Annotated in this window: 27 protein-coding genes and 1 pseudogene; 12 read left to right on the top strand and 16 right to left on the bottom strand. The window is 63.6% G+C overall.

Annotated elements, in window-relative coordinates; all coding sequences use genetic code 11:
- Positions 1–209 precede the first annotated feature (209 nt).
- Together NKJ08_RS19400 and NKJ08_RS19405 are read right to left on the bottom strand one after the other, a co-directional pair.
- Positions 210–425, bottom strand: coding sequence for a YciI family protein (locus NKJ08_RS19400; protein ID WP_352528694.1), 216 nt, complete (start codon positions 423–425; stop codon positions 210–212).
- Between the two features lie 48 nt (positions 426–473).
- Positions 474–1,304 (bottom strand): oxidoreductase, encoded by an 831-nt coding sequence (locus NKJ08_RS19405; protein ID WP_352782854.1) that lies wholly within the window; start codon positions 1,302–1,304, stop codon positions 474–476.
- A 103-nt stretch (positions 1,305–1,407) separates the two neighbouring features.
- On the opposite strand from NKJ08_RS19405, the gene NKJ08_RS19410 reads away from it, so the two are divergent.
- The gene (locus NKJ08_RS19410) at positions 1,408–2,001 is read left to right on the top strand and encodes a TetR/AcrR family transcriptional regulator (protein ID WP_352528690.1); all 594 of its coding nucleotides are present in this window, start codon (positions 1,408–1,410) and stop codon (positions 1,999–2,001) included.
- A 106-nt stretch (positions 2,002–2,107) separates the two neighbouring features.
- Here NKJ08_RS19410 and NKJ08_RS19415 read toward each other — a convergent pair.
- From NKJ08_RS19415 to NKJ08_RS19425, 3 genes and pseudogenes are all read right to left on the bottom strand, one after another.
- Positions 2,108–2,920, bottom strand: a pseudogene (locus NKJ08_RS19415) (C40 family peptidase).
- Positions 2,921–2,961: 41 nt separating this feature from the next.
- The gene (locus tag NKJ08_RS19420) at positions 2,962–3,906 is read right to left on the bottom strand and encodes a CHAD domain-containing protein (RefSeq protein ID WP_352528689.1); all 945 of its coding nucleotides are present in this window, start codon (positions 3,904–3,906) and stop codon (positions 2,962–2,964) included.
- A complete protein-coding gene (locus NKJ08_RS19425; protein WP_352528688.1) occupies positions 3,903–4,376 on the bottom strand; it encodes a CYTH domain-containing protein in 474 nt (157 codons plus the stop codon). Before NKJ08_RS19425 ends, NKJ08_RS19420 begins: the two co-directional genes overlap by 4 nt.
- A gap of 92 nt (positions 4,377–4,468) precedes the next feature.
- On the opposite strand from NKJ08_RS19425, the gene NKJ08_RS19430 reads away from it, so the two are divergent.
- From NKJ08_RS19430 to NKJ08_RS19445, 4 genes are read left to right on the top strand one after another with little or no spacing between them, the layout of a single operon-like run.
- Positions 4,469–5,185: a CerR family C-terminal domain-containing protein gene (locus NKJ08_RS19430; protein WP_352528687.1), complete on the top strand. Its 717-nt coding sequence runs from the start codon at positions 4,469–4,471 to the stop codon at positions 5,183–5,185.
- The gene (locus tag NKJ08_RS19435) at positions 5,182–6,135 is read left to right on the top strand and encodes an HlyD family secretion protein (RefSeq protein ID WP_352528686.1); all 954 of its coding nucleotides are present in this window, start codon (positions 5,182–5,184) and stop codon (positions 6,133–6,135) included. Before NKJ08_RS19430 ends, NKJ08_RS19435 begins: the two co-directional genes overlap by 4 nt.
- Positions 6,132–7,052 carry an ABC transporter ATP-binding protein gene (locus NKJ08_RS19440; protein ID WP_352528685.1) on the top strand — a complete coding sequence of 307 codons (921 nt, stop codon included), beginning with the start codon at positions 6,132–6,134 and terminating at the stop codon, positions 7,050–7,052. The genes NKJ08_RS19435 and NKJ08_RS19440 overlap by 4 nt, the downstream gene beginning before the upstream one ends.
- An 8-nt stretch (positions 7,053–7,060) precedes the next feature.
- A complete protein-coding gene (locus NKJ08_RS19445; protein ID WP_352528706.1) occupies positions 7,061–8,197 on the top strand; it encodes an ABC transporter permease in 1,137 nt (378 codons plus the stop codon).
- Positions 8,198–8,246: 49 nt separating this feature from the next.
- On the opposite strand, the gene NKJ08_RS19450 is transcribed toward NKJ08_RS19445, so the two are convergent.
- The 4 genes from NKJ08_RS19450 to NKJ08_RS19465 form a co-directional block, all read right to left on the bottom strand.
- On the bottom strand, positions 8,247–9,917 hold the full coding sequence (locus tag NKJ08_RS19450; protein ID WP_352528683.1) for an FAD-dependent oxidoreductase: 1,671 nt from the start codon (positions 9,915–9,917) through the stop codon (positions 8,247–8,249).
- A 141-nt stretch (positions 9,918–10,058) separates the two neighbouring features.
- Positions 10,059–10,712, bottom strand: coding sequence for a glutathione S-transferase family protein (locus NKJ08_RS19455; protein WP_352528681.1), 654 nt, complete (start codon positions 10,710–10,712; stop codon positions 10,059–10,061).
- 93 nt (positions 10,713–10,805) lie between these two features.
- Positions 10,806–11,780, bottom strand: a complete 975-nt coding sequence (locus NKJ08_RS19460; RefSeq protein WP_352528679.1) for a threonine/serine dehydratase family protein — start codon at positions 11,778–11,780, stop codon at positions 10,806–10,808.
- A gap of 208 nt (positions 11,781–11,988) precedes the next feature.
- Positions 11,989–12,306, bottom strand: a complete 318-nt coding sequence (locus NKJ08_RS19465) for a hypothetical protein (protein WP_352528677.1) — start codon at positions 12,304–12,306, stop codon at positions 11,989–11,991.
- Between the two features lie 179 nt (positions 12,307–12,485).
- Between NKJ08_RS19465 and mbfA the strand changes: the two genes are divergently transcribed.
- Entirely contained in the window at positions 12,486–13,469 is a 984-nt protein-coding gene (gene mbfA / locus NKJ08_RS19470) for an iron exporter MbfA (RefSeq protein ID WP_352528675.1), read from the top strand.
- Positions 13,470–13,475: 6 nt separating this feature from the next.
- Here mbfA and NKJ08_RS19475 read toward each other — a convergent pair whose 3' ends face one another.
- Together NKJ08_RS19475 and NKJ08_RS19480 are read right to left on the bottom strand one after the other, a co-directional pair.
- Positions 13,476–13,820: an antibiotic biosynthesis monooxygenase family protein gene (locus NKJ08_RS19475; RefSeq protein WP_352528673.1), complete on the bottom strand. Its 345-nt coding sequence runs from the start codon at positions 13,818–13,820 to the stop codon at positions 13,476–13,478.
- A complete protein-coding gene (locus NKJ08_RS19480) occupies positions 13,817–14,149 on the bottom strand; it encodes an NIPSNAP family protein (RefSeq protein WP_352528671.1) in 333 nt (110 codons plus the stop codon). The genes NKJ08_RS19475 and NKJ08_RS19480 overlap by 4 nt, the downstream gene beginning before the upstream one ends.
- A gap of 103 nt (positions 14,150–14,252) precedes the next feature.
- On the opposite strand from NKJ08_RS19480, the gene NKJ08_RS19485 reads away from it, so the two are divergent.
- Both NKJ08_RS19485 and NKJ08_RS19490 read left to right on the top strand, forming a co-directional pair.
- Positions 14,253–14,402 carry a hypothetical protein gene (locus tag NKJ08_RS19485; protein ID WP_352528669.1) on the top strand — a complete coding sequence of 50 codons (150 nt, stop codon included), beginning with the start codon at positions 14,253–14,255 and terminating at the stop codon, positions 14,400–14,402.
- A gap of 126 nt (positions 14,403–14,528) precedes the next feature.
- Positions 14,529–15,203, top strand: coding sequence for an ArsR/SmtB family transcription factor (locus tag NKJ08_RS19490; protein ID WP_352528667.1), 675 nt, complete (start codon positions 14,529–14,531; stop codon positions 15,201–15,203).
- A 17-nt stretch (positions 15,204–15,220) separates the two neighbouring features.
- Here the strand turns inward: NKJ08_RS19490 and ligD are convergent, their stop codons facing one another.
- From ligD to NKJ08_RS19505, 3 genes are all read right to left on the bottom strand, one after another.
- Positions 15,221–17,725: a DNA ligase D gene (ligD, locus tag NKJ08_RS19495; protein ID WP_352528665.1), complete on the bottom strand. Its 2,505-nt coding sequence runs from the start codon at positions 17,723–17,725 to the stop codon at positions 15,221–15,223.
- Between the two features lie 9 nt (positions 17,726–17,734).
- Positions 17,735–18,586: a non-homologous end joining protein Ku gene (gene ku / locus NKJ08_RS19500; RefSeq protein ID WP_352528663.1), complete on the bottom strand. Its 852-nt coding sequence runs from the start codon at positions 18,584–18,586 to the stop codon at positions 17,735–17,737.
- A gap of 120 nt (positions 18,587–18,706) precedes the next feature.
- Positions 18,707–19,213 carry a YciE/YciF ferroxidase family protein gene (locus tag NKJ08_RS19505; protein WP_352528661.1) on the bottom strand — a complete coding sequence of 169 codons (507 nt, stop codon included), beginning with the start codon at positions 19,211–19,213 and terminating at the stop codon, positions 18,707–18,709.
- A gap of 405 nt (positions 19,214–19,618) precedes the next feature.
- Between NKJ08_RS19505 and NKJ08_RS19510 the strand changes: the two genes are divergently transcribed.
- The 4 genes from NKJ08_RS19510 to NKJ08_RS19525 all read left to right on the top strand — a co-directional run bounded on the left by NKJ08_RS19510 (position 19,619) and on the right by NKJ08_RS19525 (position 22,194).
- Positions 19,619–19,765 carry a hypothetical protein gene (locus NKJ08_RS19510; RefSeq protein ID WP_023718851.1) on the top strand — a complete coding sequence of 49 codons (147 nt, stop codon included), beginning with the start codon at positions 19,619–19,621 and terminating at the stop codon, positions 19,763–19,765.
- Positions 19,766–19,959: 194 nt separating this feature from the next.
- Positions 19,960–20,403, top strand: a complete 444-nt coding sequence (locus tag NKJ08_RS19515; RefSeq protein WP_352528659.1) for a thiol-disulfide oxidoreductase DCC family protein — start codon at positions 19,960–19,962, stop codon at positions 20,401–20,403.
- Between the two features lie 63 nt (positions 20,404–20,466).
- The gene (locus tag NKJ08_RS19520) at positions 20,467–20,961 is read left to right on the top strand and encodes a saccharopine dehydrogenase NADP-binding domain-containing protein (RefSeq protein ID WP_352528657.1); all 495 of its coding nucleotides are present in this window, start codon (positions 20,467–20,469) and stop codon (positions 20,959–20,961) included.
- Between the two features lie 60 nt (positions 20,962–21,021).
- Complete coding sequence (locus NKJ08_RS19525; RefSeq protein WP_352782821.1) at positions 21,022–22,194, top strand: DUF4166 domain-containing protein; 1,173 nt, start codon at positions 21,022–21,024, stop codon at positions 22,192–22,194.
- On the opposite strand, the gene NKJ08_RS19530 is transcribed toward NKJ08_RS19525, so the two are convergent.
- Positions 22,107–22,490 (bottom strand): DUF1850 domain-containing protein, encoded by a 384-nt coding sequence (locus NKJ08_RS19530; RefSeq protein WP_352528653.1) that lies wholly within the window; start codon positions 22,488–22,490, stop codon positions 22,107–22,109. The genes NKJ08_RS19525 and NKJ08_RS19530 overlap by 88 nt on opposite strands.
- Positions 22,487–24,583, bottom strand: coding sequence for a TRAP transporter permease (locus NKJ08_RS19535; protein ID WP_352528651.1), 2,097 nt, complete (start codon positions 24,581–24,583; stop codon positions 22,487–22,489). Before NKJ08_RS19535 ends, NKJ08_RS19530 begins: the two co-directional genes overlap by 4 nt.
- Between the last annotated feature and the right edge of the window lie 40 nt (positions 24,584–24,623).

A 24,623-nucleotide genomic window follows, 5' to 3' on the forward strand; every position in this document is an offset into this window, starting at 1 on the left:
CTCTGTCGTCGTGGCGCGGCCGTGTAGAATCTGTCCCATAGCGCGTCCTTTGATTCGGACGACAATGGTGCGCCATTAAAGCCTGAGATCAAACATCTAGACAATGCACGAGGGCACAGTCGAACGGCGTTAGCCGCGTGTCCTTAGATGAAGCATTGGATGAACCTCATAGTGCCCGGTGCCGCCCTGTGTGATGGGATCCTCCGAAGTCATCGCCTCATGTCCTGGTCATCGTCGACCTGGTAGAGCGACAGACCATAGCCACCGGCTGGATCGAGCACCGGGCCATGGGCGACGATTGTCCCCTTGCCGAGGAGCCGATCCAGAAAGGCACCATGCTGCTTCATCAATTCGCCTTCATCGGCACTCATCGTCGCCAGGAAGTCGGAGCGAGGCGGAATAAACTTGGCTAGATAGTACTTCATCGTTGGCTCTCGCTTATTTGGTTGCCTGGCGACGCAGCGATTCAGATATCAAGCAGGCAGGTTCATCTGCTTGCGAAAGCTCTTCTCAAAGGACTTTTCGGGAACAAAGCGTCGCATGAAGCGGAGACGGCCTGCCGTCTTTCCAGGCGTGTACCGAATTCGCGGCGTCTTTTCGGTGGCTGCCTGCACCACTTTGTCGGCCACGGCTTCCACCGGGTCGCCGCCTGCGATGCCCTTGCGCCAGGTCGAATTCATCGCTGTGCGCCCCTTTTCATAGACGCTCGAAATCCGGTCAGGTTGTTCCGCGTTCTCTTCCAGCCCGGTGCGAGTGAATGCGGGCTCTACCACGGAAACGCGGATCCCCAATGTACGAAGTTCGTGATCAAGCGACTCGGAATAGCCTTCGACGGCATGTTTGGTGGCGTTGTAGAGAGCCGTGAACGGTCCGGGCAGGAAACCGGCCACCGAACTGATGTTGATGATCCGGCCCTTGCCCTGGCTGCGCATGATGGACAGGACTTCATTGGTCATGCGAAGGATGCCGAAGACATTTACATCAAACAGCTTCTGGGCCCGACCCACCGATGATTCCTCGGCGCCGCCGATCAAGCTCCGGCCGGCATTGTTGACGAGCACGTCGATCCGACCTGCACGAGCGACGACCTCCTTGACCGCATGCTTGACTGACGCGTCGTCAGTCACGTCGCAGCGGATCATCTGGATGCCCTGACGTACCTCATTGGGCGGAGCCCGACGGCTGGTGCCGAATACCCGATAGCCCGCGCGGATGAGCGCAAGCCCGACCGCATGCCCGATGCCGCCCCAGGCGCCGGTTATGAGCGCAACCTTTTCATCGGTTGCGCGCGATTTGACAACCATCATCATTGTCAAGCGACCATCGCGTGTCTTGCATCGAGGCCGGATGACAAACGTCGCGTCGCGTCTTATATGTCGCTCATCATCAATAGCGAGGGGTGCCGTCGTGAAGGTACGCAAGGAGACGGTCGAGCAGAATCGCGAGCGGGTAATCGACACCGCCGCGATGCTCTTGCGCGAACGAGGGATCGACGGCATCGGCATCGCCGACCTGATGCACGCTGCAGGGCTTACCCATGGAGGTTTCTACCGACAGTTCAAGTCGAAGAACGACCTCGTCGTTCAGGCCGTGAAACGCGCCTATGCCAGCATAAACGATGATCTCCGTCAGCGCATGGACGCCACTCCCGACACGCCGCTAGAGACGCTCGTGCGGTACTACGTCTCGGACTATCATCGTGATGATCCGGGGCACGGGTGCAGCCTCACGGCACTCGCGGCCGATGCGGCCCGGCGCGACGATCCAGCGCTTCGATCCTTCTTCGGAAGCATCGTCGGCAACTATATCGAGCTGCTCACCACACTAGTGCCCGCAAGTGACCGAAAGGCCAAGCGCAGTGCCGCGATCGCCATTCTCGCTGAAATGGTCGGATCGATCATCCTCTCCCGCGTCGTGCCCGATCCGACGCTTTCCGGCGAGATCATCGAAACAGTCTCGAACGACCTCGTGAGGCGCCATCCGGCTTCGACGCCTGCATGAACGGGGGCGCCGTTTCCTGTGCCGGTCAGCCCGCATCCACGCGACGCCGCTCACGGGGCACCAACCGACTCACTGCCGCAAAGGCGCGGCCTCTGTCGGCTAGCCGCTACTCTGCGGCTTTTGTCTCGATATCGGCAATCTTCGGCTTCTCGTCCCAGACCATCTGCCGATAGTCGAAGCCGTATTCCAGCGTCGGCTTGACGATGCGGAAATAGGGCGACAGGTCGAAATCGCGCGGCGTGTAGAGCGAGTGGTGGCGGATGTGCAGGATTTCCTTGCGCGAATAGCTCGTTTGGGCCGACGCGCGACCGGGCGGGCGGGTAATCTCGGGCAGGATCGGGTAGCGGATCTGGCCATGGGCTCGGCGATCAGCGAAGAGCAGATGGCGCGTGTCGGGTCGCCGGAACCGAAAGCCAGCATGCGGCGGCGCCAGCGCACCGGGACCGGCGGCGTCGGCAGGAAGTAGCGCAGCATATCGAATATGTTCTTGAGATCGTATTCTCAAGCCAAGCCTGCCGATCATGAAGGCGACCACAATGTCGCGATCCTCGGGAGCCAGGCCGCTGGCCCGGCAGATGCGCGTATTATAGGTGCGATAACGCGACAGCGGCACGGCGATGCAGCCCTCGCCGAGCGTGACCTCGATCAGCCGGCGCCGCTCCGACCCGTCCTCCGGCTCCAGCAACGCGTCGCCGACATAGAAGGCGGCATGCGACCAGGTCGACTGGGTGAGGTATTTGATCGCCGCCGAGACCTTTTGGTTGCCCTCGATGAGCAGGATGTCGCCGGGTTCGAGCGTGCGGCGCAGCGTTTCGGCATCGGACGGCGTGTAAGGCTCGTAGCCGGACGATTCCTCCTGCAGCCGACCGGCAAGCCAGTGGCCAAGTCGGTCCAGAAGCGTGTCGCCGGGCTCGGTCATGCCAGACGGCGATTAGCACAGGCCGGCAGCTTAGACTATGATCAGCCGGCGGCGGGCGCTCCGGTGTCTTCATGCGGCGCAGCTGTGAGATCTTCGCGCACCTTGCGGGCGAGCTTCCTCGTCGAGCGCTTCGGGCTGTCGCCGAAAAGCTCGGCCGCCTCGGCGAGACAGGTCTTTTTCAGGCTTTTTTCCGAGCGCTTCAGAAGCTTGCCGAGAACCCGCGTCTCTTCAGTGGGACCGAGCGGGTGATCGTCGGCAGCGAGAAGCGCGCGCATGACGAGCACATCGTGCAGTTCGCCGAGCCGCTCGCCCAATTCGTCGACGGCCTTGCGCCGGGTCTTGATCGGCGTCGGCCAAAGCCTGCCGAGCAGCGACAGATGCATGCCATGCGTCTTGGCCGCCTTGCGCAGATCGTGGAAATCATCGGCTTCGCCGCGCGAAGCGGCCTTGTCCAGCGCTTTCCTGGCGCGGCGCAAAGTGGTGCGTGCGCCTTCAGCAAGCACGTCGGCGGCCTGCTCCGGCTGGTCGGGCAGCGCGAGCCTGTCGATGCGGCTGATGCTCTCCAGGCAAGCGGCGATCGCAGCATCTATCGCAGCACCGAGATCGGCACCGGCATGCAGCATCTGCTGGCGGGCGACCAGCCTGTCGCGCACCGCATCGAGGCGGCCTTCGGCGCTCTGTTCCGGGAAGGCTGCTGCGAGCCGGTCGACGGTCTCTATCAGCGCGGTCGCCTCGCGGGGACCGGCAAGCTGGGCAGCGACATCCCGATAGCATTGGTTTTCATCCCAGCAGAATGTTTCGCCCCCGGAACGAACGAGGCGCAGCAGGGCGCGCGCGTTCTTCAGCCGCTTGCGGCACTTGTGCAGCGCCTGTTCGGGCCGGTCACGCGCCGCGTCCAGATGGACGAGCGCCTTGCCGACCTCCTCGGTGAGGATGCGCCTGACCTCGCCGGTCAGCGACATGCGCGGATCGATACGAAAGCTCATGCGACGATCTCCGGAATCCCCCCAAGGGCGAGCGACGCGTTATAAAATCTCGGCTCGCCGGTGACTTCGCGGCCGAGCCAATCTGGCAGCATTTCGTCCGGTACATCCTCCGGCGTCTCGAGTTCGGCGATCACCAGCCCCGCAAGCGCCCCGCCGAAGACATCGACTTCGTAGAGATAGCCGCGGTATCTAACATGGTGGCGTGTCTTCTCGATGACACGTCCGATGGCAAAGGCCTGCATCTCCTGCGCCTCCGCCAAAGGCACCGGATATTCGAATTCGTCGCGCTCGCGCGCCTGGCTGCCGAACTTGAGCGTCAGCTTGGCGGAGGCGTCATTGCTGATGCGCACACGCACCGTGCGGGTAGGCTCGGCGACAAGATAGAATTGACGGATATGGATGTCCGCCTCGACCATTCCCCGCCATTCCGCACCTGAGACCAGGAATTTACGCTCGATTTCCTTGCCCATGGCCGGGCACTAAAGCGCGCACGGCCAAAGTTGGCAAGCCGCTTGACCGCCGGCCGTTGACTTTAATCATTCGATTGATTAAACTGCTGGCCATGACCAAATCGCCCAGCGCCAGTGGCCTTCCTCATGAGGCACCCAAGACCGCCGCAGATATGACGCGGACGGCACTCGTGCGCGCGGCGCTGAAGCTGTTCGGACGCCAGGGTTTCGACGGCACGTCGACGCGCCAGATCGCGGCTGAGGCCAAGGCCAATATCGGCTCGATCGCCTATCATTTCGGCGGCAAGGAAGGACTCCGCAACGCAGCGGCCGACTACATCGTCGACACCATCCAGACCATTGCCGGCCAGGCGATCGGCAATCTGCAAGCGCCGGCCGCGGCATTGGCGGATCCCGAGGCTGCGCGGGCACATTTATCCGTCGCACTGGAGCGGATGGTCGCCTTCATCGCGGCAAGGCCGGAGGCCGGCGAGATTGTACAGTTCGTCCTGCGTGAGCTGTCGCATCCAACCGCCGCGCTCGACCGTATCTATGACGGCGTGTTCGAACCGGCGCATAACCGGCTCTGCCTGATCTGGGAACAGGCGACGGGCGAGCCGGCCGAGAGCGAGCGCACAAAACTCACCGTGTTCACGCTGATCGGCCAGGTCGTCTATTTCCGCATCGGCCGCGAGGCGGTTATGCGCCGCATGGGCTGGCGCGAGATCGGCAATGACGAGGCCGGCAAGATCGCGGCGGTGGTGACGGATAATCTCGGTGCGATTTTGGCTCGGCGCGATTTGGCTGCCCGGAAGGATCGTGGATCATGACCCTGCTCTGTTCTTTGCCGCTTGCCGCCCAGCTTTTCAGCGCCTGCGCGCCGGCAGCACCGCTCGCCGTTGGCTACGTCGAGGGCGATTATGTGCTGCTCGCGCCGATCGAGGTGGCGCAGGTCGAGACGATTGCGGTCAAGCGAGGCGACCGCGTCGCGCCCGGCACGCCGGTGGTGACGCTGGAAAACGCCGACGCCAAGATCGCCATCGCGCAAGCCGAGGCGGCCCTTGCGCAAGCTCAGGCGCAACTCGCCGATCTGCAGGTCGGCAAACGGCCGGAAGAGATCGCGGTGCTCAAGGCGCAGGTCGACATGGCCAAGGCGCAAGCCGCCGACTCCAAACGCAGATACACCCGCGCCAGCGATTTGTTCAAACGCGGCACCGGCACGCAGGCCGACTACGACACGGCTTCCGCGGCTCTGGAGACGGCCAACGCGCAGGTCGGCCAGGCGGAGGCCAATCTCGCGGTCGGCGGGCTGCCGGCACGGCCGGAGACGATCAAGGCCGCCGACAATCAGGTCAGGCAGGCGCAATCGGCGCTGGAGCAAGCGCAATGGCGGCTGTCGAAGCGCGTGCTCACAGCGCCCTCGCCTGGCCGTGTCAACGACGTCATCCGCAATCCGGGCGACACGGCCGGGCCGACGGCACCGGTCATTTCGATGCTGCCGGACGGCGCGGTGAAGCTCAGCGTCTATGTGCCGGAAAGCGCGTTCTCGTCGGTCAAGGTCGGCACGCTGCTCAACGTCCATTGCGACGGCTGCGGGTCGGGCGTGAAGGCACGCGTCAGCTATGTGTCGCCGGATCCGGAATTCACGCCGCCGGTGATCTACTCGCTCGAAACCCGGCAAAAGCTGGTCTATCTGGTCGAGGCCCGGCCGGAGGGCGACGCCAGCGCATTACAGCCCGGGCAGATCGTCGACGTCGATCTGGCGGACATCGGAAAATGAACGTCATCGACGTGCACGGCCTGGTCAAGCGCTTCGGCGACAACACCGTCGTCGACCATGTGACGATGGCGGTGGCCGAAGGCGAGATCGTCGGTTTTCTCGGCCCGAACGGCTCGGGCAAGACGACGACCATCCGCATCATGTGCGGGTTGCTGACGCCGGATGAAGGCGAAGGCACCGTTCTGGGCTTCAACATCCGCACCGACAGCCTGAGGATCAAGCGCGAAGTCGGCTATATGACGCAGAGATTCTCATTCTACGAGGACCTGACCATCGGCGAGAACCTCGAATTCGTGGCGCGGCTCTACCGGCTGAAGCCACTCGACGAGCATGTCGGCAGGACGCTTGAGGAACTCGGCCTGACATCACGCAGGAACCAGCTGGCCGGCACCTTGTCCGGCGGCTGGAAACAGCGGCTGGCGCTGGCCGCCTGCATCATGCACAAGCCGAAACTGCTGCTGCTCGACGAGCCGACGGCGGGCGTCGACCCGAAAGCCAGGCGCGAATTCTGGGACGAGATCCACCGGCTGGCGAGCGGCGGGCTGACCGTGCTGGTCTCCACCCATTACATGGACGAGGCCGAGCGCTGCCACCGCATCAGCTACATCTCCTACGGCAAGATGCTGGCCACCGGCACGGTCGAGGACGTGGTGAGGAATGCCGGGCTGACCACGTTCGTCCTGCAGGGGCCGCAGCTCGATCAGGTCGCGGCCGCACTTCATGGCCGCCCAGGCGTCGACCAGGTGGCACCGTTTGGCGCGACGCTGCATGTCGTCGGCTCCGACAAGAACAGGCTGGAAGCAGCACTTGCCGATGTCGAGAAGGAGCACAAGGGCGTGACGGTGACCCCCGGCGAGACCAGCCTGGAGGACGTGTTCATCCAGTTCATGTCCGGCTCGAAGGACAATATGAGATGAAAAATGGGATAAACGGCGTGTTTTCCTTTGCCAGGCTCGGCGCGCTGCTGATCAAGGAGTTCATCCAGATGCGGCGCGACCGCATCACCTTCGCCATGATGCTGGGGGTGCCGCTGATGCAGCTGGTGCTGTTCGGCTATGCCATCAACAACGATCCGAAGAGCCTGCCGGCGGCTTTGGTGGCGATGAGCAGCGATCCTTACACGCGGGCCATGGTTTCGGCGTTGCAGACCACCGGCTATTACCGCTTCGACCGTGTCGCGCAAAGTGCAGCCGAAGCGGAATTCCTGATGGCGCGGGGCGACGTCGCCTTCGTCGTCACCATCCCCGCCGATTTTGCCCGGCGGGTCGAGCGTGGCGACAGCCCGCAGATCCTGATCGAGGCCGATGCCACCGACCCGGCCGTCGCCAGCGGCGCCATCTCTACCCTCGGCACCGTCGCCAACCAGGCGCTGCTAAGGGCCCGCGGCATGCAGGAGACGGCGGCCGAAAATGCCAAGGGCCAGCTCCAGGTCGTGGTGCACCGGCGCTACAATCCGGAGGGCATCTCGCAATATAACATCGTGCCCGGCCTGCTCGGCGTCATCCTGCAGATGACGATGGTGATGATGACCTCGATCGCGCTGACGCGCGAGACCGAGCGCGGCACGATGGAGAACCTTCTGGCGATGCCGTCCAGCCCGCTCGAGATCATGCTGGGCAAGGTACTGCCCTATCTGGCGGTCGGCGCCGTGCAGGTGCTGGTGGTGCTGGCGGCCTCGAAGCTGCTGTTTGCCATTCCCTTCACCGGGTCGATGTCGCTGCTGTTGACGGCGGTCCTGATCTTCGTCCTGGCGCTGGTGCTGCTTGGCTACACGATCTCGACGATCGCCCGCACGCAGATGCAGGCGCTGCAGCTCACCTTCTTCTTCTTCCTGCCGTCGATCATGCTATCCGGCTTCATGTTTCCCTATCGCGGCATGCCGGACTGGGCGCAGGTCTTCGGCGAGGTGCTGCCGCTGACGCATTTCCTGCGCATTATCCGCGCGGTGATGCTGAAGGGCGCCGAGCTGCCGGCGGTCGCAACGGAGATCGGCTGGCTGGTCGTGTTCGTGGCGCTGTTCGCCGGCGTAGCACTGGTGCGGTTCCGCCGGACGCTGGATTAATGCATGTCGCCCAAAAGTGCGCAGCGGTTTGGGACGTTGCCGGTCCTGTCTAGCTTTGGCCGCGGCGCGCCTTCTCTTCATTCGCCAGATATTGGTGAACGAACGCGATCGCCATGCTGCCCTCGCCGACCGCTGACGCAACCCGCTTGACCGGGCTCAGGCGCACGTCGCCGCAGGCAAAGACGCCGGGCGCGCTGGTCTCGAGCAGATAGGGGTCGCGGTCGAGCGACCAGCCCCCGGCCTTCTTCACATCGTCCCCGGTCAGCACGTAGCCGCGTGCATCGCGCACGACATCGGCCGGCAGCCACTCGGTCTCCGCATTGGCGCCGATGAAAACGAACAGCCCGCCGCAATCGTGCCGGCTCACCTCGTTGCTGGCCTTATCGAGAATGTCGATCGCCGTCAGGTGAGTCTCGCCGTGCACGGCCTGGACTTCGGAGCGAAGCTGGACTTTTACGTTTGATTTCGCCCTGAGCTGCTCGATCAAATAGTGAGACATGCTGTCTGCAAGGGAGGGGCCGCGCACGAGCAGCGTCACTGAGCGCGCATGGCCGGAAAAATGCAGCGCCGCCTGGCCGGCCGAGTTGCCGGCGCCGATCAGGAACACGTCCAGCCCATGGGTGGTGTTGGCCTCGCTGCGCGCGGCCCCATAATAGACACCCTTGCCGATGAGCCGGTCGAACCCGGCTATGCCGAGCCGGCGCCATGTCACGCCTGTCGCAAGGATAAGGCTGCGCGCCCGCACGACATCGGTGCCGTCGAGAAACAGGTCGTGCGTGGCCGGATCGATGCCGGCGACCGAGCGGGTGACCAAGATTTCGGCGCCCAGCCGCCGCGCCTGCTGCAGCGCGCGGCTGGCCAGTTCGTCGCCGGAAATTCCGCTGGGAAAACCGAGATAGTTCTCGATCCGCGACGATGTCCCGGCCTGGCCGCCAGGCGCCTCGCGCTCGACGACGATGGTACGCAGCCCCTCGGATGCGCCATAGACCGCCGCCGCAAGGCCGGCCGGCCCGCCGCCGATGATCGCGACATCGTATTCGGTGCCGCGCGGGCGCGTCTGCAGCCCGAGGCGAATGGCAAGATCGCGCACGGCCGGACTTTCCATGATCTCTCCGTCCGCCAGCCGGGCGACGGGACCGTCGTGCGCCGGCCGGCCCGCGGCGGACCAGAAAGCCTCGGCATCCGCTGTGTCGGGCAACAGCCAGGTGAACGAGATCTGGTTGCGGGCCAGAAACCGGCGCAGGTCGCCACACGCCGTGTCCCAGCGATGGCCGACCAAAGTCACGCGCGGCTTCTGCGGCTCGGCGGTGATGCTCTGCAGCCCGCCCATCCGCTCACGGGCAAGCGCGCTGACCTTCTGGGCGACGTCCTTCGAAACCGCTGCGATGGAATAATAATGCTGAACCTCGATGCGCATGACGCGGGACGGTTCGGCGGCGCGATAGCCGCCTGGAAAACCCGAGCCCAGCGCAATCGGCACCTCGCCGAAGATCGTTCCCGGCAGACGCCAGCCGAGCGTCCGCTCGATCCCGTCGAAAGTCTTCACGACTTCGATCTTGCCGGCGAGAACCGCAAACAGCGCAGCCTCTCCGCCCTCGTGAACCGCGAACTCTCCGGCGCTGAGATGAAGGTCGGCCGCCGTCCGCGCCAGCCGCTCCAGCTCGGCCGCCGGCAAACCCGAAAACAACGGGATCGCTCCCACTTCATCAACTGTCAGCATGGCCCCTCGCGGCAGCCAGTTAGCGTTTTTTTCCCGTTTTGATCAACAGAAAAGGGCGGGGTCTCGCCTTGGCGGGTCGTGAAGCAGCGCTTTGAAAGCGCATCGGGTTGTGCCGATATGCACGATCGTTCGGATCGAGATTCATGCAGGCTTGGCCTGACCCGGGACCGCCGCCAATTCAGGCGCATTGAGTCCTTTGAAGGGGTCGCGCCAAGCGTCGATTTCTTCAAGCTGGCGATACCAGCGGCTGACCGAAGGGTAATCATCGAGCGGCAATCGGGCGACATCGTTGAAGGGCAGAAACGTCGCCATTCGAAAGTCGGCATAGGAAACCGAATTTCCGACCAGCCATTCTCGCTCGGAAAGCTCGGCCTCAAGTATTGCAGCGGCGGTGCTGAAGTCCCTCATGCCCTCCTCAACCCGCGCCTGATCGATCGGGCCGAGCCCATAGCGCTGTTTGGTCCCGCGTTCGAAATGCACGACATCGCAGGCTCTTGCGAAGTTCTCTTTGCCCCAACTAAGCCATCGGATCATTTCGGGCTCGTCGTTGCCGGTGCGCCAGAGATCCGAATGCGCGTCGCGCGAAAGCCGGCAGGCTATGGCGTCGGCCTCCCAGAGGCTCTTCCCCAGGCCAACAAGTATGGGCAAGGAGAGATTCGGATTGAGCGCACGAAATCGCTCGGCCTGCCCCGGCGCGAAGGGGGAGGCGAATTCAAACTCGACCTTCGCGTTGAGATAACGTGCCACCGCGACCGCCAGGCGAGGATTGGGATTGCGGCTGAAGAACAGTTTCATTGATCTCAGTCTTTGAATGGTACCGGTTCGACTGGATGCGCAATGGACGCTCGAGCACTTTGAAACGGCACATGACCTGGAACTGGTGCCATCTTAGCCGGCAGCAATGATCTCGGCATAGGTGCTGAAATCGACATTGCCGCCGGAGAGCACCACGGCAATGTATTTCCCGGCAAGGTCGATCTCGCCTGACGACAGCGCGGCCAAGCCGACGCAGCCGCCGGGTTCGACCACCAGCTTGAGATAAGCCATCGCGTCGCGCATCGCCTGGGCCACCGCCCTGTCGGAAACAGCGATGGCGCCGGCGAGGTTCTTGCGGTTGATCTCGAAAGTGATCGCGCCCGGCTCGGCGACGAGAAGGGCATCGCAGATCGAGACATGGCCGGGCTCGTTCGACACCCTGGCGCCTTTGATCAGCGAGCGGCCTGTGTCGTCGAAATGCTCGGGTTCCACGGCCCAGACGGCGGTGCCCGGCGAGGCGTCCTTGACCGCGATCGAGATGCCGCTGCTCAAGCCGCCACCGCCACAGGGAATCACCACCGCATCGAGGCTGACGCCAAGCGCTTTCGCTTGCGCCATCAATTCGAGGCCGATCGTGCCTTGGCCCGCGATGATGGCCGGATCGTCGTAGGGCGGCACCAGGACCATGCCCTTTTCCACGTAAGAACGGACGACGGCAGTACGATCGTCGCGGACCCGGTCGAAGGTGATCACTTCCGCGCCCATCTTCCTGACATTGCCGACCTTCATCGCCGGTGCATCGGTGGGCATGGCGATAACGGCTCTGACGCCGAACATCGCCGCCGAGGCAGCGACGCCTTGCGCGTGATTGCCCGACGAGAAGGCGACGACGCCACGACTGCGTTCTTCCGCTGAGAGCGAGGAGAGCTTGTTGTAGGCGCCGCGGAACTTAAACGAGCCGGTGCGCTGCAATGTCTCGGGCTTGAACAGAATTCTGGCGCCAAAGCGCTTGTTCAGCTCCGGTGATTCGATCAGCGGCGTTTCGACAATCAGTCCAGACAATCGGACTGCTGCGCTGCGGATATCGGCAATGCCTGGAGAGATCATGGCGAGGTCCTGCAAGAAATGAGACCATCTATGGTGCACGGAAAGGGAGGCCGCGCACCAATGAAAAAATGTGACCGTTACAATTCGTCTTTGGGCAGGAAAGGGCGCGCACCTGTCACCTACCGCCTCCCCGGCCCTCCGCTATGGCTCCGGGCATTCGTCGCTTCAATCGATAAATCGTTGTCGAATGATCGGCTTCGCCGACCGCTCACCCCAACAGCGTTTTTCGCCGTTTGGCGCCGCCCATCTTGCGCCAGGTGTTAAAGCGATGGGTGGCGGCGGCGAAGGAGATCTTCATCTGCTGGGCGACCGAATAGCGCGACTTGCCCTCGTCGAACAGACGATAGCAGCATTCGACGCCCTCCTCTGTCAGCTTGCCGTCGGGAGCCTTGTTATGCGGATTGGCGGGATCGAATTTTTCGACCTGCAGCTCGACCAAGCCTTTCAGGCGCTGCAGGTCCGCCTCGATGTTGGCGATGAGATCGAGAACGGGCTTGGGATCAAACGGGTGCTGTTTTGCCGGCATCTGCGGGTTCCTTTCTCTTGGTTCAGATTCGGTTATATAGGTGAACGTTTGCCGATAGCAACGACGGCCTGTTCGGTTTCGAAGTCGGTACGTTTGAGCAGATGAGTGAAGCGCGCACGATTGACCGGGGATGTGCGAGGCCCTAGTTTAGAACTCTTCTAAACTAGGGTGAATTTCTCATGCTTTCCCGCGTTTTCGGCTTTGGCCGCCGTCCCTTCGAATCGCTCTCGGAACAGGAGATCCTGGCGCTCGCCATCTCCTCCGAGGAGGATGACGGGCGCATTTATCGCGCCTATGCCGACGGGCTGGCAGAGGGCTTTCCGCAATCGGCCAAGGTGTTCGAGGAGATGGCGGAGGAAGAGGACGGCCATCGCGACTCGCTGATCGAGCTTTACCGCAAGCGTTTCGGCGAGCGCATACCGCTGATCCGGCGCGAGCATGTGAAGGGCTATTACGAGCGCAAGCCGGACTGGCTGGTGAGGCCGCTCGGCATCGATCATGTGCGCAGCCAAGCCGAGGCCATGGAGCGGCAGGCCTACCTGTTCTATGTCGAGGCAGCCAAACGCACAGGCGATGCCTCGACGAGAAAGCTGCTCGACGATCTGGCGGTCGCCGAACAAGGCCACGAGACGCTGGCGCAGCGGCTGGAGCAAAAGCATGTACCGGGCGCGGTCAAGGACGAAGAGGCGGCGGCCGAGCAGCGCCAGTTCATCCTGACCTACGTGCAGCCCGGGCTGGCAGGGCTGATGGATGGCTCGGTGTCGACGCTCGCACCGATCTTTGCCGCGGCCTTTGCCACGCATGACACGTTCCAGACCTTTCTGGTCGGGCTTGCCGCCTCGATCGGCGCCGGCATCTCGATGGGCTTCACCGAAGTGGCCTCTGACGACGGCAAGCTATCCGGCCGCGGCTCGCCGGCAAAACGCGGGCTGACCGTCGGCGTCATGACGACGCTGGGCGGGCTCGGCCACGCGCTGCCCTATCTCATCCCGCTTTTCTGGACGGCGACGATTGTCGCCGCGGTCGTGGTGTTCTTCGAGCTTTGGACGATCGCCTTCGTGCAGAATCGCTACATGCAGACGCCATTCTGGCGCGCCGCCTTTCAGGTGGTGCTGGGTGGCGCGCTGGTGTTTGCGGCAGGGGTGCTGATCGGGAATGCCTAGCAGTCCCTACCCATTCACCGCCCGGCTATCTGCTGGCGCCTCGGCGCGTTCAGTCAGGCCGTAGTCGCGTATGACGTGGGCGATGCGCAAACGGTAGCCGGCAAAGATGCCGCTGCGCCCGGCCTTCTGCGCCTGCCGATGTTCCTCCATGTTGCGCCAGGCCTTCACCGCCTCCTCGTCCCGCCAGAACGACAGCGACAGGATGCGGTTCGGATCGGCAAGGCTCTGGAAGCGCTCGATCGACAGAAAACCGTCTATGCCGTCGAGCAGCGGCCGCAGCTCGGCGGCGATGCCGAGATAGGCGTCGCGTTTGCCCGCCGCCGGCTCGACCTCGAAAATGACCGCGATCATGGCTTCACCAAAGGAGCATGGGGCCCGGAGGCCAGCTTGAGGAAGATGCGATCCTCCTTCAGGATGAATCTTTCCCGTCGGGCGAACTCATAATTCGCCTTGCCGGCGGGATCGGCGGCGAGCCGAGCCCGATAGGCTTCGTAGGCCGCCAGACTGTCGATATTATACGCGGCATAGGCCGTGGTCGCCGAGCCTTCATGCGGCGCGAAATAGCCGATAAGATCGGCGCCGCAGCGCGGGATCGCCTGCCCCCAATTGCGGGCATATTTCTCGAACGCCGCTTTGCCGAACGGATCGATCTCATAGCGGATGAAGCAGGTAATGGTCATTTTCGCCCCCTTGGCGTGTGGATAGTTTCTTGCGACCACAGTTCGAGTTGGGTCGAAACGTTCCGAAGATCGATGTGCTAGGCAATTTCCCTCGCAGTCAGGCTTGCCAGAAGGATTTCGCGCATTCGCGACGGACGTCTTCGGCAGTGAGGCCAAGGTCACGCAGCAGATGATCGTCGATCTCGGCGAGGTCGCTGCAAATGGCGGTCGTACCACCGCGCCAGGAGCCGCAGCCGCAAGCGGCGCAAGGTGATGAACGGCCGGCGATCGAAGCGGCCGGCGGGCGCGGCGTCGAGAATGGTTCTTGTCATCGTCGTCTCCTTGATCCGGGCCGAGAATAATGGTTACCTGACGAGAATGCTTCGATGAGGAACGAACAATGCGTGAAGGACCCGACATAGCCCGCATCGCCAGCCTGGTCGGCGATCCGGCGCGTGCAAACATGCTCACCGCGTTGATGGGTGGCACCGCACTGACGGCGAGCGAACTGGCACTCGAGGCCAGCGTGTCGCTGCCAACCGCCAGCTCGCATCTGTCGAAATTGATGGAAGGCGGGCTGCTGACGGTGGCGAGCCAGGGACGGCACCGCTATTACGGCCTCGCCGGGCCGCAGGTGGCTGAGATGATCGAGGCGATCACTGGCGTCGCTGCTGCTGTCGGGCCGCAGCGGGTGCGGCCCGGCCCACGCGACGCGGCCATGCGCGTGGCACGGGTCTGCTACGACCACCTCGCCGGTGAGCAGGCGGTGGCGATGCTGGACCGTCTTGTCGCTCGACAAGTGCTCCTGCGCGACGACAAGGAGATCCGACTTGGGCCGTCAGCCGCCTCACATTTCGCCGCGATCGGCATCGATGTCGAGAGCAAGGCGCGGCGACCGGTGTGCCGGGCCTGCCTCGACTGGAGCGTGCGGCGTTCGCACCTCGCCGGCACGCTGGGCGCCGCCATTCTCGATAAGATTCTCGCTGAGAAATGGGCGCGGCGCGAGAAGGACAGCCGTGCCGTGATCTTTTCACCCGTAGGCAAGCAGGCCTTCCAGAAGACATTTCTCGCCTGACGGCTCGCTTCGATGCGCTAGCCGCGCTTGAGCAGCTTGGCCTGCTTGAAAAAGTCCGTCCAGGGATCGGCTTGTCCGAGTCGCTTCAGCGTCGTCTTGTCGCCGATCGGAAAGGCGTTCGGCGGCAATCCGGCCTCGATCTCCGCCCAGGTCACCGGCATGGATACTGTGGCGCCCTTCTTGGCGCGTGACGAATAAGGAGCGACCGTGGTCGCGCCGCGGCCATTGCGCAGATAGTCGACGAATATCCTGCCGGTGCGCGCCTTCTTCGACAGTGTCGCCGTGTAGCGGTCGGGTGCGGCCTGTTCGAGGGCGCGGGCGAACTCATGGGCGAAGCCCTTTACCTCGTCCCAACCTGCCGACGGCTTCAGCGGCACGACGACATGATAGCCCTTGCCGCCTGACGTCTTGACGAAATTCGGCAGGGACAGCTCGTCGAGCCGGCCGCGGATATCGAGCGCCGCGGCACGCACCGCCTTCACGTCGACGCCCTCGTCCGGATCGAGATCGAAGATAATCTGGTCGGGCTTCTCCAATTCGTCTGTGGTGCACCCCCAGATGTGGATTTCGACCACGCCGAGCTGCACCAGGGCCACGACACCGTCGAAATCGCGAATGAACAATATCTCCTCGCCGTCGGTTGGATCCTTCATCACGGCGATCTTGTCGTGCATGCCGGCCGAGGCATGTTTCTGGAAGAAGCGCTGGCCGCCAACGCCGTCCGGCGCCCGCACGAGGCTGAGCGGCCGGTTGATGACGAATTGCTTCATGCGCGGCCAGACCAGCGCGTAATGGTCGACCAGATCCTGCTTCGACACCTCCTCCTCAGGCCACAGAAGTTTGTCCGGGCGAGACAGCGTGACCGAGGTTTTCGCCGTCCCGGCGGGTTTGGCGGGCTTTGCCTTGGACTGCTCTGCCGGAGCTGAGCGTGCTTTCGGTTTCTCCTGCACGACTTCCTCCGCCGGCTTGTCCTCGCGCAGTCCCTGGAACGACGCGTGGCGTATTATACGGTCCGACGTCCAGCTGCGAAACTCCACCTCGCCGACAAGTTCGGGCTTGACCCAGACCAGCCCCTTGCCCCTTGGCACCGCCCTGTCGAAGGGCGAGGTCGTCGTCTTCAGCGCATCGAGCCTCTTCTTCAGCTCGTTGGTGCTTTTGGCCGTGAAGCCGGTGCCGACGCGGCCGGCATAGCGCAGCTTGCCGCCCTCGTGATAGCCGACCAGCAGCGAGCGCAGGCCGCGCCCGGTCTTGTCCGACGGCATATAGCCGCCGATGACGAATTCCTGGCGCGCCGTGCATTTCGATTTCACCCAGGAGGGAACGCGGCCGCTGCGGTAGGGCGCATCGGCGCGCTTGGAGACGACGCCTTCGAGCCCCAGGCGGCAAGCATGCTCCAGCATGATCTTGCCGGGCTCGGCAAAGTGCTCGCTGAAGCGCAGCGCCGAATCCTCGGCCTCTTCGGCGAGCAGGCTGCGCAGCCTTTCCTTGCGCTCGACCAGCGGCTCGGAACGGATGTCCTCACCATCGAGACGCAACAGGTCGAAGACGTAGTAGATGAAACGATCGGTCCGGCCTGCCGACAGATCTTGCTGCAGCAGCGAGAAAGACGAGACGCCGTTATCCGCCAGCACGACGATTTCGCCGTCGATGATGGCGTCGGTGCATTTCAGGCCCCCGAGTGCGGCGACGATCGCGCCACCGAATTTGTCGGTCCAGTCGAGGCCGGTGCGTGTCAAAAGCCGCACCTCTGTACCGGCAAGCTGCGCCTGCATGCGATAGCCGTCGAACTTCACCTCATGAAGCCAGTCCTTGCCGGGCGGGGCGTCCCGCTCCAGCGTGGCAAGCGCCGGTTCGATGAATTCGAGCCGCCTTGCCGTCACGGCCTTCGCCTTGCCGGTGGCCGGCCTGTTGGATTGCCAGACCCTCGGCTTCTTGCCATCAGCCGTCTTGCCTTCGCCGACCTCCTCGATGGTCAGGCCGGATTTCACCGATTGTGGCGCCTCCTGCAGAATATCCTCGCCGGGACGTGCGGCGGCATCGTCGGACTTGATCAGCAACCAGTTGTCGCGCTTTTCGCCGGGGCGCGGCTTCAGCCGCACCAGATGCCAGGCGCCGTGCAGCTTATGGCCGTGCAGTTCGAAGTTGATATGGCCTTTCTTCATCGCCTTTGCCGGGTCGCCTTCGGGGACCCATGTGCCCTCGTCCCAGACAATGACCGAGCCGCCGCCATATTGGCCCTTTGGGATAGTGCCTTCGAACGGCGCATAGTCGATTGGGTGGTCCTCGACATGCACGGCGAGCCGCTTCTCGTGCGGGTCGAGGCTCGGGCCTCGCGTCACCGCCCAGCTCCACAGCACGCCGCCATACTCAAGGCGAAGGTCGTAATGAAGCCTGGTGGCGGCATGCTTGTGGATGACGAAGATGCAACCCGGCTCGGCTTTCTTGCCGCGCGAAACCTTGCCGGCCGGTTCGGCGGTTTTCTTGAAATCGCGCTTGGCGTGATATTGTTCGAGGCCGACCATGGGCTGATCCTAAGCCGATTTGCGCCGGGCGGCTTTCGGTTTGGCACCTTTTGCCGGCTGCCCGGCCTTTGGCGGCGCGCCGGCCTCCGAGGAGAGGCTCTTCTTCAGTGCATCGAAGAGATTGACGACGTTGGAGGGCCGCGGCTCTGCCTTGGTCTTCGGTGCCTTCTTGCCGGCCTTCTTGGCGCGGACCAGCTCGATCAGCGCGTTCTCGTATTTGTCTTCGAATTCGGAAGGGTCGAATTTCGCCTGTTTCTCATCGATGATGTGCTCGGCTAGCCTGATCATCTCGGTGTCGGTCTTCACCGGCTTGATGTCGCCGAACACCATCTCCGGCCTGCGCACCGTGTCGCCATAGCGCAGCGTCGTCAGCAGCAGGCCCTTGCCCAGCGGCTCGATGACCACCGGACGTTCGCGGCGGTAGAGCACGATGCGGGCAAGGCCCGCCGTCTTCTTGGCGGCCATGGCGTCGCGGATGACGGCGAAGGCCTCTTCCGAAACGTCGTCCGCCGGCGTCACATAATAGGGCGTATCGAGATAGATCTGCTGGATCGAGGATTTTTCGACGAAACCATCGAGGCTCATCGTATGCGAGGATTCGATCTGCACGGCTTCGATCTCCTCCTCCTCGATTTGGACGAAATCGCCGTCGCCGATCTCGTAGCCCTTGATCTCGTCGCCTTCATCGAGCGGCTTGCCGCCTGCCGAATCGACATAGACGCGCTTGACGGTGTTGCCGGTCTTGCGGTTGAGCACGCGGAACGAGACTTTCTCGGCGTGTGTGACGACATTGGTCAGTTCGACGGCGCAGGTGACCAGCGAAAGCTTGAGATACCCTCTCCAGGCGGGGCGCGGCGCCATGACAAACTCCCTGCGCGACAACATTCAACCGAGAACGAGCAAAGTCCGTTCAGGTTCCGGCGGTGCAAAAGGCAAGCCCAAGCTTTCGGGCCCGGGCTTGCCTTGAACTCGATCGCGGCCTTACTCGGCGGCCTGCAGGTTGATCTTGCTTTCCGCCATCTCGGTGAGCTTGCGGTCAGTCGCCTGCTCTTCCTTGATATTGTTGGCCAGGACATTGGCGCAGTCGCTGCGGCCAAGCTGCTTGGCCCAGGCTATCAGCGTGCCGTAACGGGTTATCTCATAATGCTCGACCGCTTGCGCGGAGGCGATCAGGGCGGCATCGAGAACGTCCTTGTCGTCGATGTCGCCGCTGACTTCATCGGCCTCCTCGAGAATGCCGTCGATGGCCGGACAGTTGACCGTCTTGGCCTTCACGCCATGCAGTTCGAACACCTGCTCGACACGCTCGATATGGCCCTTGGTCTGGCCGAGGTGCTTCTCCAGGCCGGCTTTCAACTGCGGATTGGTCGCCTTGTCGATCATCTTCGGCAGCGATTTCTCGATCTGTTTTTCGGCGTAGTAGATGTCGCGCAGCGTGTGCACGAAGAGATCGTCGAGTGTTTTGATATCTTTCGAAAAGAAGCCCATGGCTTTTGCCTTTCCATTGCTCTTGCTGTTTCGGATTTTGGGCTGCGGCTCAACCTGAGCACCGCAGCCTGCGGAACCGGTCGTCCCGCACTGGGAAATCAACGTGCGGGCTGACGGGCCGGTTCCTGGTTTTCCGGCCGCGTGCACGGAAATTTCGCGGTGGCAGCAAAAGTGAAACAAACCCGCGCCTCGGCGACATCAGGCGAAACATATGTGATGCAAAAGTCACACTAGGCGAAATGCCGACGGACTGCACGGAAACACCGCGAATCAGCCGCATTCCAGCCATGAACAAAGGCATTTTCGACCAGAGATTAACATCGCGTTCACCGACTATTCACGCCTGGACGCTATGATCCCCGCAATTCGGAAGGGACATCCGAAACGGGACAGGGACCGAGTAAAATGAGCTTCTGGAATCAAATCGCCGGCTATGCTGCCGCCATCCGCGAATTCGTCGCGCCGACCTATCGGCCCGAGCGCTATTACATGCGCGGCCCAGGCCCCGCCTGCGCGCGCCGCGGCAACACGCTTGGGATCAGCGTGCACTGATGATGACCACGGAAAGCCGTCACGACAGCCGGATCTGCCGGCCTGACGCCGACAACCGGTCAACGACCTATCGCGCCGAGCGCCCTGCGCTGACCGACAGACGGCGTGCGACAACGCCAAGGTTCTAACATTCCGGGCTTTGATCCAGCCGCCGGCAGGCCTAGTTTCATCTGACACCAGCTGTCAGGCGCCACGTGACCGTCAAGCCGAACCATTCTCCTGAACCGCCGGAATTCGATGCAAGTCGCCCGTTGATCGTGTTCGACGGCGTCTGCGTGTTGTGCTCGGGCTTTGTGCGCATGGTGGTGAAGCTCGACCGCAAGGGCCACTTCCATTTCGTAACGGCGCAGTCGCCGCTCGGCGAGATGCTGTTCAAGAAATACGGGCTGCGGACGGATAGCTACGAGACCAATCTCGTCATCGTCGATGGCGCCGCTTTCACCCGCCTGGACAGTTTCGTTGCCGTCATGGCCGAACTCGGCTGGCCGTGGCGGGCGGCGCGGGTCCTGCTGCTGTTGCCGCGCCAGCTTCGCGACTGGCTCTACGACCGCATCGCAAAGAACCGCTACGCCCTGTTTGGCAAAAAGGACAGCTGTGAAATCCCTTCCGCCGAGGTCAGGGCAAGGTTGATCGGCTAGGGTTCGTTGCCCTCGCCGGACGTAGCGAGCGGGTGGCGCGCCGGCACTTTGGGGGAACTGCGAATGAAGGTTCTTATAGTCGGCGGCTATGGCACCTTTGGTGGCCGTATCGTCGAGCTGCTTGAGGACGAGCCGCGTCTGATCCTGATCGTCGCCGGGCGTTCGCTTGCCAGGGCCGATGCCTATTGCAAGAAGCGCGCCCCTACAGAAGCCCGGCTGGTGCCGGCGTTGTTCGACCGCGATGGCGATCTCGCCGCGCAGTTCGCTGCGCTGCGGCCCAACATTGTGGTCGACGCGAGCGGTCCGTTCCAGGCCTATGGTGAAGGACGCTATCGTCTGATCGAGGCCTGCATCGCTCAGCGCGTCAACTATCTCGATCTTGCCGACGGCTCGGATTTCGTCGCCGGTGTCTCTACGTTCGACGAGGCGGCGCGAAACGCCGGGATCTTTGTGCTGTCCGGAGTGTCGAGCTTTCCGGTGCTGACGGCGGCAGTGGTGCGTCACCTGTCGTCAGATCTGGCGCCGGTAGACAGCATTCGCGGCGGCATCGCGCCGTAGCCCTTTGCCGGAGTCGGCGAGAACGTCATTCGCGCCATTGCCGGTTACGCCGGTCAGCCGGTGCGGCTTGTTCGTAATGGCCGTCCCGAACAAGGCCATCCGTTTACCGAGCAGCTGCGCTACACAATCGCGCCGCCGGGCCGGCGGCCGCTTCGAAACACGCTGTTCTCGCTGGTCGACGTTCCGGACCTGCGCGCCTTGGCCGAACTTTGGCCCGAGGCGAGGACGATCTGGATGGGAGCCGGCCCGGCGCCCGAGACGCTGCACCGCGCCCTGATCGGCCTCGCCTGGCTGGTGCGCGCCGGATTGATCGGTTCGCTTTCGCCGCTGGCGCCGCTGATGCAGCAGGCAACGAACCGGCTGCGCCGGGGCGAGCATCGCGGCGGCATGTTCGTCGAGGTGGAGGGATCGGATCGGGCGGGCGCCACCGCCAAGCGCTCGTGGCATCTCCTGGCGGAGGGCAATGACGGGCCGCTGATCCCGTCGATGGCGGTCGAAGCGTTGGTCCGCAAGGCATTGGACGGACATAGGCCCGCGCCGGGCGCACGGGCTGCCGTGCGCGATCTGGAACTCCGGGATTATGAGGCTCTGTTCGCCGGGCGGACGATCTACACCGGGTTCAGGAGCGGGGCCGCGGACGAGCACAAGCCGCTTTATGCCGCGCTGCTCGGCGATGCCTGGCAAGGCCTGCCCGACGCAATTCGTGCAATGCATGACCGTACGATTACGGCGGAGGGACGTGCGAGCGTGGAGCGCGGGCGCAATGTTCTTGGCCGGCTAATGGCCTGGATGGTGGGCTTCCCCGGGGCAAGCGGGGACATCCCGGTTCATGTCCGCTTCGACACCGACAAGGACGACGAGACCTGGACACGGACATTCGGCAGGCACAGCTTTTCGAGCGTACAGTTCGCAGGCCGGGGTCGATCGCAGCGCCTGCTGTGCGAACGCTTCGGCCCGCTGACCTTCGCGATGGCGCTGGTTGCCGAGGACAGCCGGCTGGCGCTGGTCTTGCATCGCTGGAGCCTTTTCGGCCTGCCGCTGCCGATGTGGCTCGGTCCACGCTCGACTTCTTACGAAACGGTGGAGGACGGCCGCTTCCGCTTCCATGTCGAGATCTCGCATCCGCTTGCCGGTATGATCGCCCGCTACCGCGGCTGGCTGGAGCCCTCCGGCCCGCATGGCTCCAGCGAGATCGTCTCGCCTGCCGCCTTGCCAAGTTCGCGGCAATCCTGAGCCGTGCACAGCGTCCAGCCTTCACCCGTGGCGCCCGAGGCGGCGAGCACCAGGCGCCGCTGTGGCCCGACCTGGGGCGCATAGATCCACCAACCTTCGCGCAGCACCGAGCCTTGCGGCGGCTCCATACCGGCCCCAGAGCCCTTGATGCGGGCCTCGACGAGCTGCAGGCCGGACGGCAGCACCTTCCAGTCTTCCTGCCACCGGGTCTTCTCCACCGAATGCGTCCAGGCGAGCGTGAAGGCGGCCACAGTGAGCGTCGCCGTCTTGCCGGCTGCGACGATGCAGAGGCTCATGCCGAACTGGCCAGCGACGCCTGCCGCGCACGCCAGCAGTGCCAGCCGATCCAGGCAAGAGACAGCGCCCAGCCCGCCTCGTCGGTGAGCGGCAGCGCCGCAACCAGCAGCACGCCTGCGGCGAAGGCGACGAGGCGTTCCCACCAGGTCATGCGCCGGGCCAGAAAGCCGACGGCGGCGGCGCCCCACAGGACGATGCCCATGCAGGCTTTGATGACGATATAGGCGACCTCGACGGGATAGCCGAACTGGGCGGCGATCGGACCGGGGTCCTGCAGCATCAGCGCCGGGGTATAGACCGCCATGAACGGCACCACGAAGCCGGCGATGGCAAGCTTGGTGGCCTGGATGCCGATCTTGAGGCCGCTTTCCTTGGCCATGGGTGCGGCGGCGAAGGCGGCCAGCGCCACCGGCGGAGTGAGATCGGCCATGATGCCGAAATAGAAGACGAACATATGGCTGACCACCAGCGGCACGCCGAGCGACAACAATGCCGGCCCGGCTAGCGAGGAGGTGATGATGTAATTGGGAATGGTCGGGATGCCCATGCCGAGCACCAGGCAGGTGAGCATGGTCAAAAGCAGCGACAGGAACAGATTGTTCTCGCCGATCGAGATGATCCAGCCGATGAAGGTCGAGGCAATGCCGGTGAGCGTCAGCGTGCCGATGACGATGCCGACAATGGCGCAGGCAATGCCGACCGGCAGCGCGTTCTTTGCTCCCTCAGCAAGGGAATCGATGCATATGCGCAGCGTCTCGCGCCCGCCCTTGGAGGTGAGGCAGGCGATAACCAGCACGGCGATAACCAGGCTGAGGATGTTGACGCCGAACCTCATGAAGGAAGCGGCGGCAAGCCCGAGCGCCAGCCAGAAGACGACGCGGAAGGCAAGCGGCCCGATCAATGCCGCCAGCGGCGTGCCGAGGATGAGCACAATGGTCAAGGCCAGGCCCATGGTGCCGGCGAAGACCGGTGTATAGCCGGCAAACAGCAGGTAGATCAGCGCTGCCAGCGGCAGCACCAGCGGCCAGTGTCGTCTCACTGCATCCCACGGATTGGGCAGGTCGGCCTTGGCCATGCCGTGCAGGCCGGCCTTGCCGGCCTCCAGGTGCACCTGCCAGAAACAGGCGCCGAAATAGAGCAGCGCCGGGATGATCGCCGCCTTGACCACCGCGGCATAGGGGATGTTCAACGTCTCGGCCATGATGAAGGCAACCGCTCCCATCACCGGCGGCATGATCTGGCCGCCCATCGACGAGGTCGCCTCGACGGCTCCGGCGAAGGCCGAGCGGAAGCCGAAGCGCTTCATCAGCGGGATGGTGAACTGGCCGCTTGCCACCACATTGGCGACGCCGGAACCGGAAATGGTGCCCATCAGCGCCGAGGACAGCACGCAGACCTGCGCCGGGCCGCCGCGCCATGAGCCGACCAGGCCAAGCGCAAAATCGTTGAACAGCGCGATCATGCCGGCGCGTTCGAGAAAGGCGGCGAAGACGACGAAGATGAAGATGTAGGCGGCCGAGACATAGATCGGCGTGCCGTAGATGCCTTCCGTGCCATAGGCGAAGGTGTCGACGAGCTGGGCGAAATCATAGCCGCGATGGATGAAAGGCGGCGGCAGATGATTGCCGGCAAATGCGTAGGCGAGAAAGATGAAGGCGATGACGGCAAGCGGCAGCCCCATCAGCCGCCGCGCCGCCTCGAAGACCAGCACCACCAGCACCGCGCCGACGATCAGGTCCGGCGTGGTGAGAAAGCCGGAGCGGCGGATGAGGTCGGCGTAGAATACCCAATTGTACAGGCCGGTGGCGAAGCCGAGCACACCGAGCGTCCAGAACACTGCTTTCGCCGGGACGCTTTTGGCGCGCAGATTGGCGATCAGGGCAAAGCCGAGCAGCAGCAGGAAGCCGACATGCATGGCGCGCACGACCTGGCTCGGGAGGCTGCCATAGGCGGCGATGTAGATCTGGAAGATGGAGAAGGCGATGGCGATGAAAAAAGCCGCCTTGCCGGCGATGCCTTCGCCGAAGCCCGGCGGCAATCCTTCGACAGGGGCTTGGGCTGTGGGGGAAAGAACGGTCGGGGTTTCGGTCATTAGCGGGGTTCCTGGCGGTCGGCTCCCTCCCCTCAAGGAG

The sequence above is a fragment of the Mesorhizobium sp. M0244 genome, assembly GCF_040321795.1.
Taxonomy (GTDB): domain Bacteria; phylum Pseudomonadota; class Alphaproteobacteria; order Rhizobiales; family Rhizobiaceae; genus Mesorhizobium.

Bases quoted from the DNA above. Each gene is read 5' to 3' on its own strand.
- NKJ08_RS19400 (WP_352528694.1), bottom strand. From the start codon at position 425: ATGAAGTACTATCTAGCCAAGTTTATTCCGCCTCGCTCCGACTTCCTG.
- NKJ08_RS19405 (WP_352782854.1), bottom strand. From the start codon at position 1,304: ATGGTTGTCAAATCGCGCGCAACCGATGAAAAGGTTGCGCTCATAACC.
- NKJ08_RS19420 (WP_352528689.1), bottom strand. From the start codon at position 3,906: ATGAGCTTTCGTATCGATCCGCGCATGTCGCTGACCGGCGAGGTCAGG.
- NKJ08_RS19425 (WP_352528688.1), bottom strand. From the start codon at position 4,376: ATGGGCAAGGAAATCGAGCGTAAATTCCTGGTCTCAGGTGCGGAATGG.
- NKJ08_RS19430 (WP_352528687.1), top strand. From the start codon at position 4,469: ATGACCAAATCGCCCAGCGCCAGTGGCCTTCCTCATGAGGCACCCAAG.
- NKJ08_RS19435 (WP_352528686.1), top strand. From the start codon at position 5,182: ATGACCCTGCTCTGTTCTTTGCCGCTTGCCGCCCAGCTTTTCAGCGCC.
- NKJ08_RS19440 (WP_352528685.1), top strand. From the start codon at position 6,132: ATGAACGTCATCGACGTGCACGGCCTGGTCAAGCGCTTCGGCGACAAC.
- NKJ08_RS19450 (WP_352528683.1), bottom strand. From the start codon at position 9,917: ATGCTGACAGTTGATGAAGTGGGAGCGATCCCGTTGTTTTCGGGTTTG.
- NKJ08_RS19455 (WP_352528681.1), bottom strand. From the start codon at position 10,712: ATGAAACTGTTCTTCAGCCGCAATCCCAATCCTCGCCTGGCGGTCGCG.
- NKJ08_RS19460 (WP_352528679.1), bottom strand. From the start codon at position 11,780: ATGATCTCTCCAGGCATTGCCGATATCCGCAGCGCAGCAGTCCGATTG.
- NKJ08_RS19465 (WP_352528677.1), bottom strand. From the start codon at position 12,306: ATGCCGGCAAAACAGCACCCGTTTGATCCCAAGCCCGTTCTCGATCTC.
- mbfA (WP_352528675.1), top strand. From the start codon at position 12,486: ATGCTTTCCCGCGTTTTCGGCTTTGGCCGCCGTCCCTTCGAATCGCTC.
- NKJ08_RS19475 (WP_352528673.1), bottom strand. From the start codon at position 13,820: ATGATCGCGGTCATTTTCGAGGTCGAGCCGGCGGCGGGCAAACGCGAC.
- NKJ08_RS19480 (WP_352528671.1), bottom strand. From the start codon at position 14,149: ATGACCATTACCTGCTTCATCCGCTATGAGATCGATCCGTTCGGCAAA.
- NKJ08_RS19490 (WP_352528667.1), top strand. From the start codon at position 14,529: ATGCGTGAAGGACCCGACATAGCCCGCATCGCCAGCCTGGTCGGCGAT.
- ligD (WP_352528665.1), bottom strand. From the start codon at position 17,725: ATGGTCGGCCTCGAACAATATCACGCCAAGCGCGATTTCAAGAAAACC.
- ku (WP_352528663.1), bottom strand. From the start codon at position 18,586: ATGGCGCCGCGCCCCGCCTGGAGAGGGTATCTCAAGCTTTCGCTGGTC.
- NKJ08_RS19505 (WP_352528661.1), bottom strand. From the start codon at position 19,213: ATGGGCTTCTTTTCGAAAGATATCAAAACACTCGACGATCTCTTCGTG.
- NKJ08_RS19510 (WP_023718851.1), top strand. From the start codon at position 19,619: ATGAGCTTCTGGAATCAAATCGCCGGCTATGCTGCCGCCATCCGCGAA.
- NKJ08_RS19520 (WP_352528657.1), top strand. From the start codon at position 20,467: ATGAAGGTTCTTATAGTCGGCGGCTATGGCACCTTTGGTGGCCGTATC.
- NKJ08_RS19530 (WP_352528653.1), bottom strand. From the start codon at position 22,490: ATGAGCCTCTGCATCGTCGCAGCCGGCAAGACGGCGACGCTCACTGTG.
- NKJ08_RS19535 (WP_352528651.1), bottom strand. From the start codon at position 24,583: ATGACCGAAACCCCGACCGTTCTTTCCCCCACAGCCCAAGCCCCTGTC.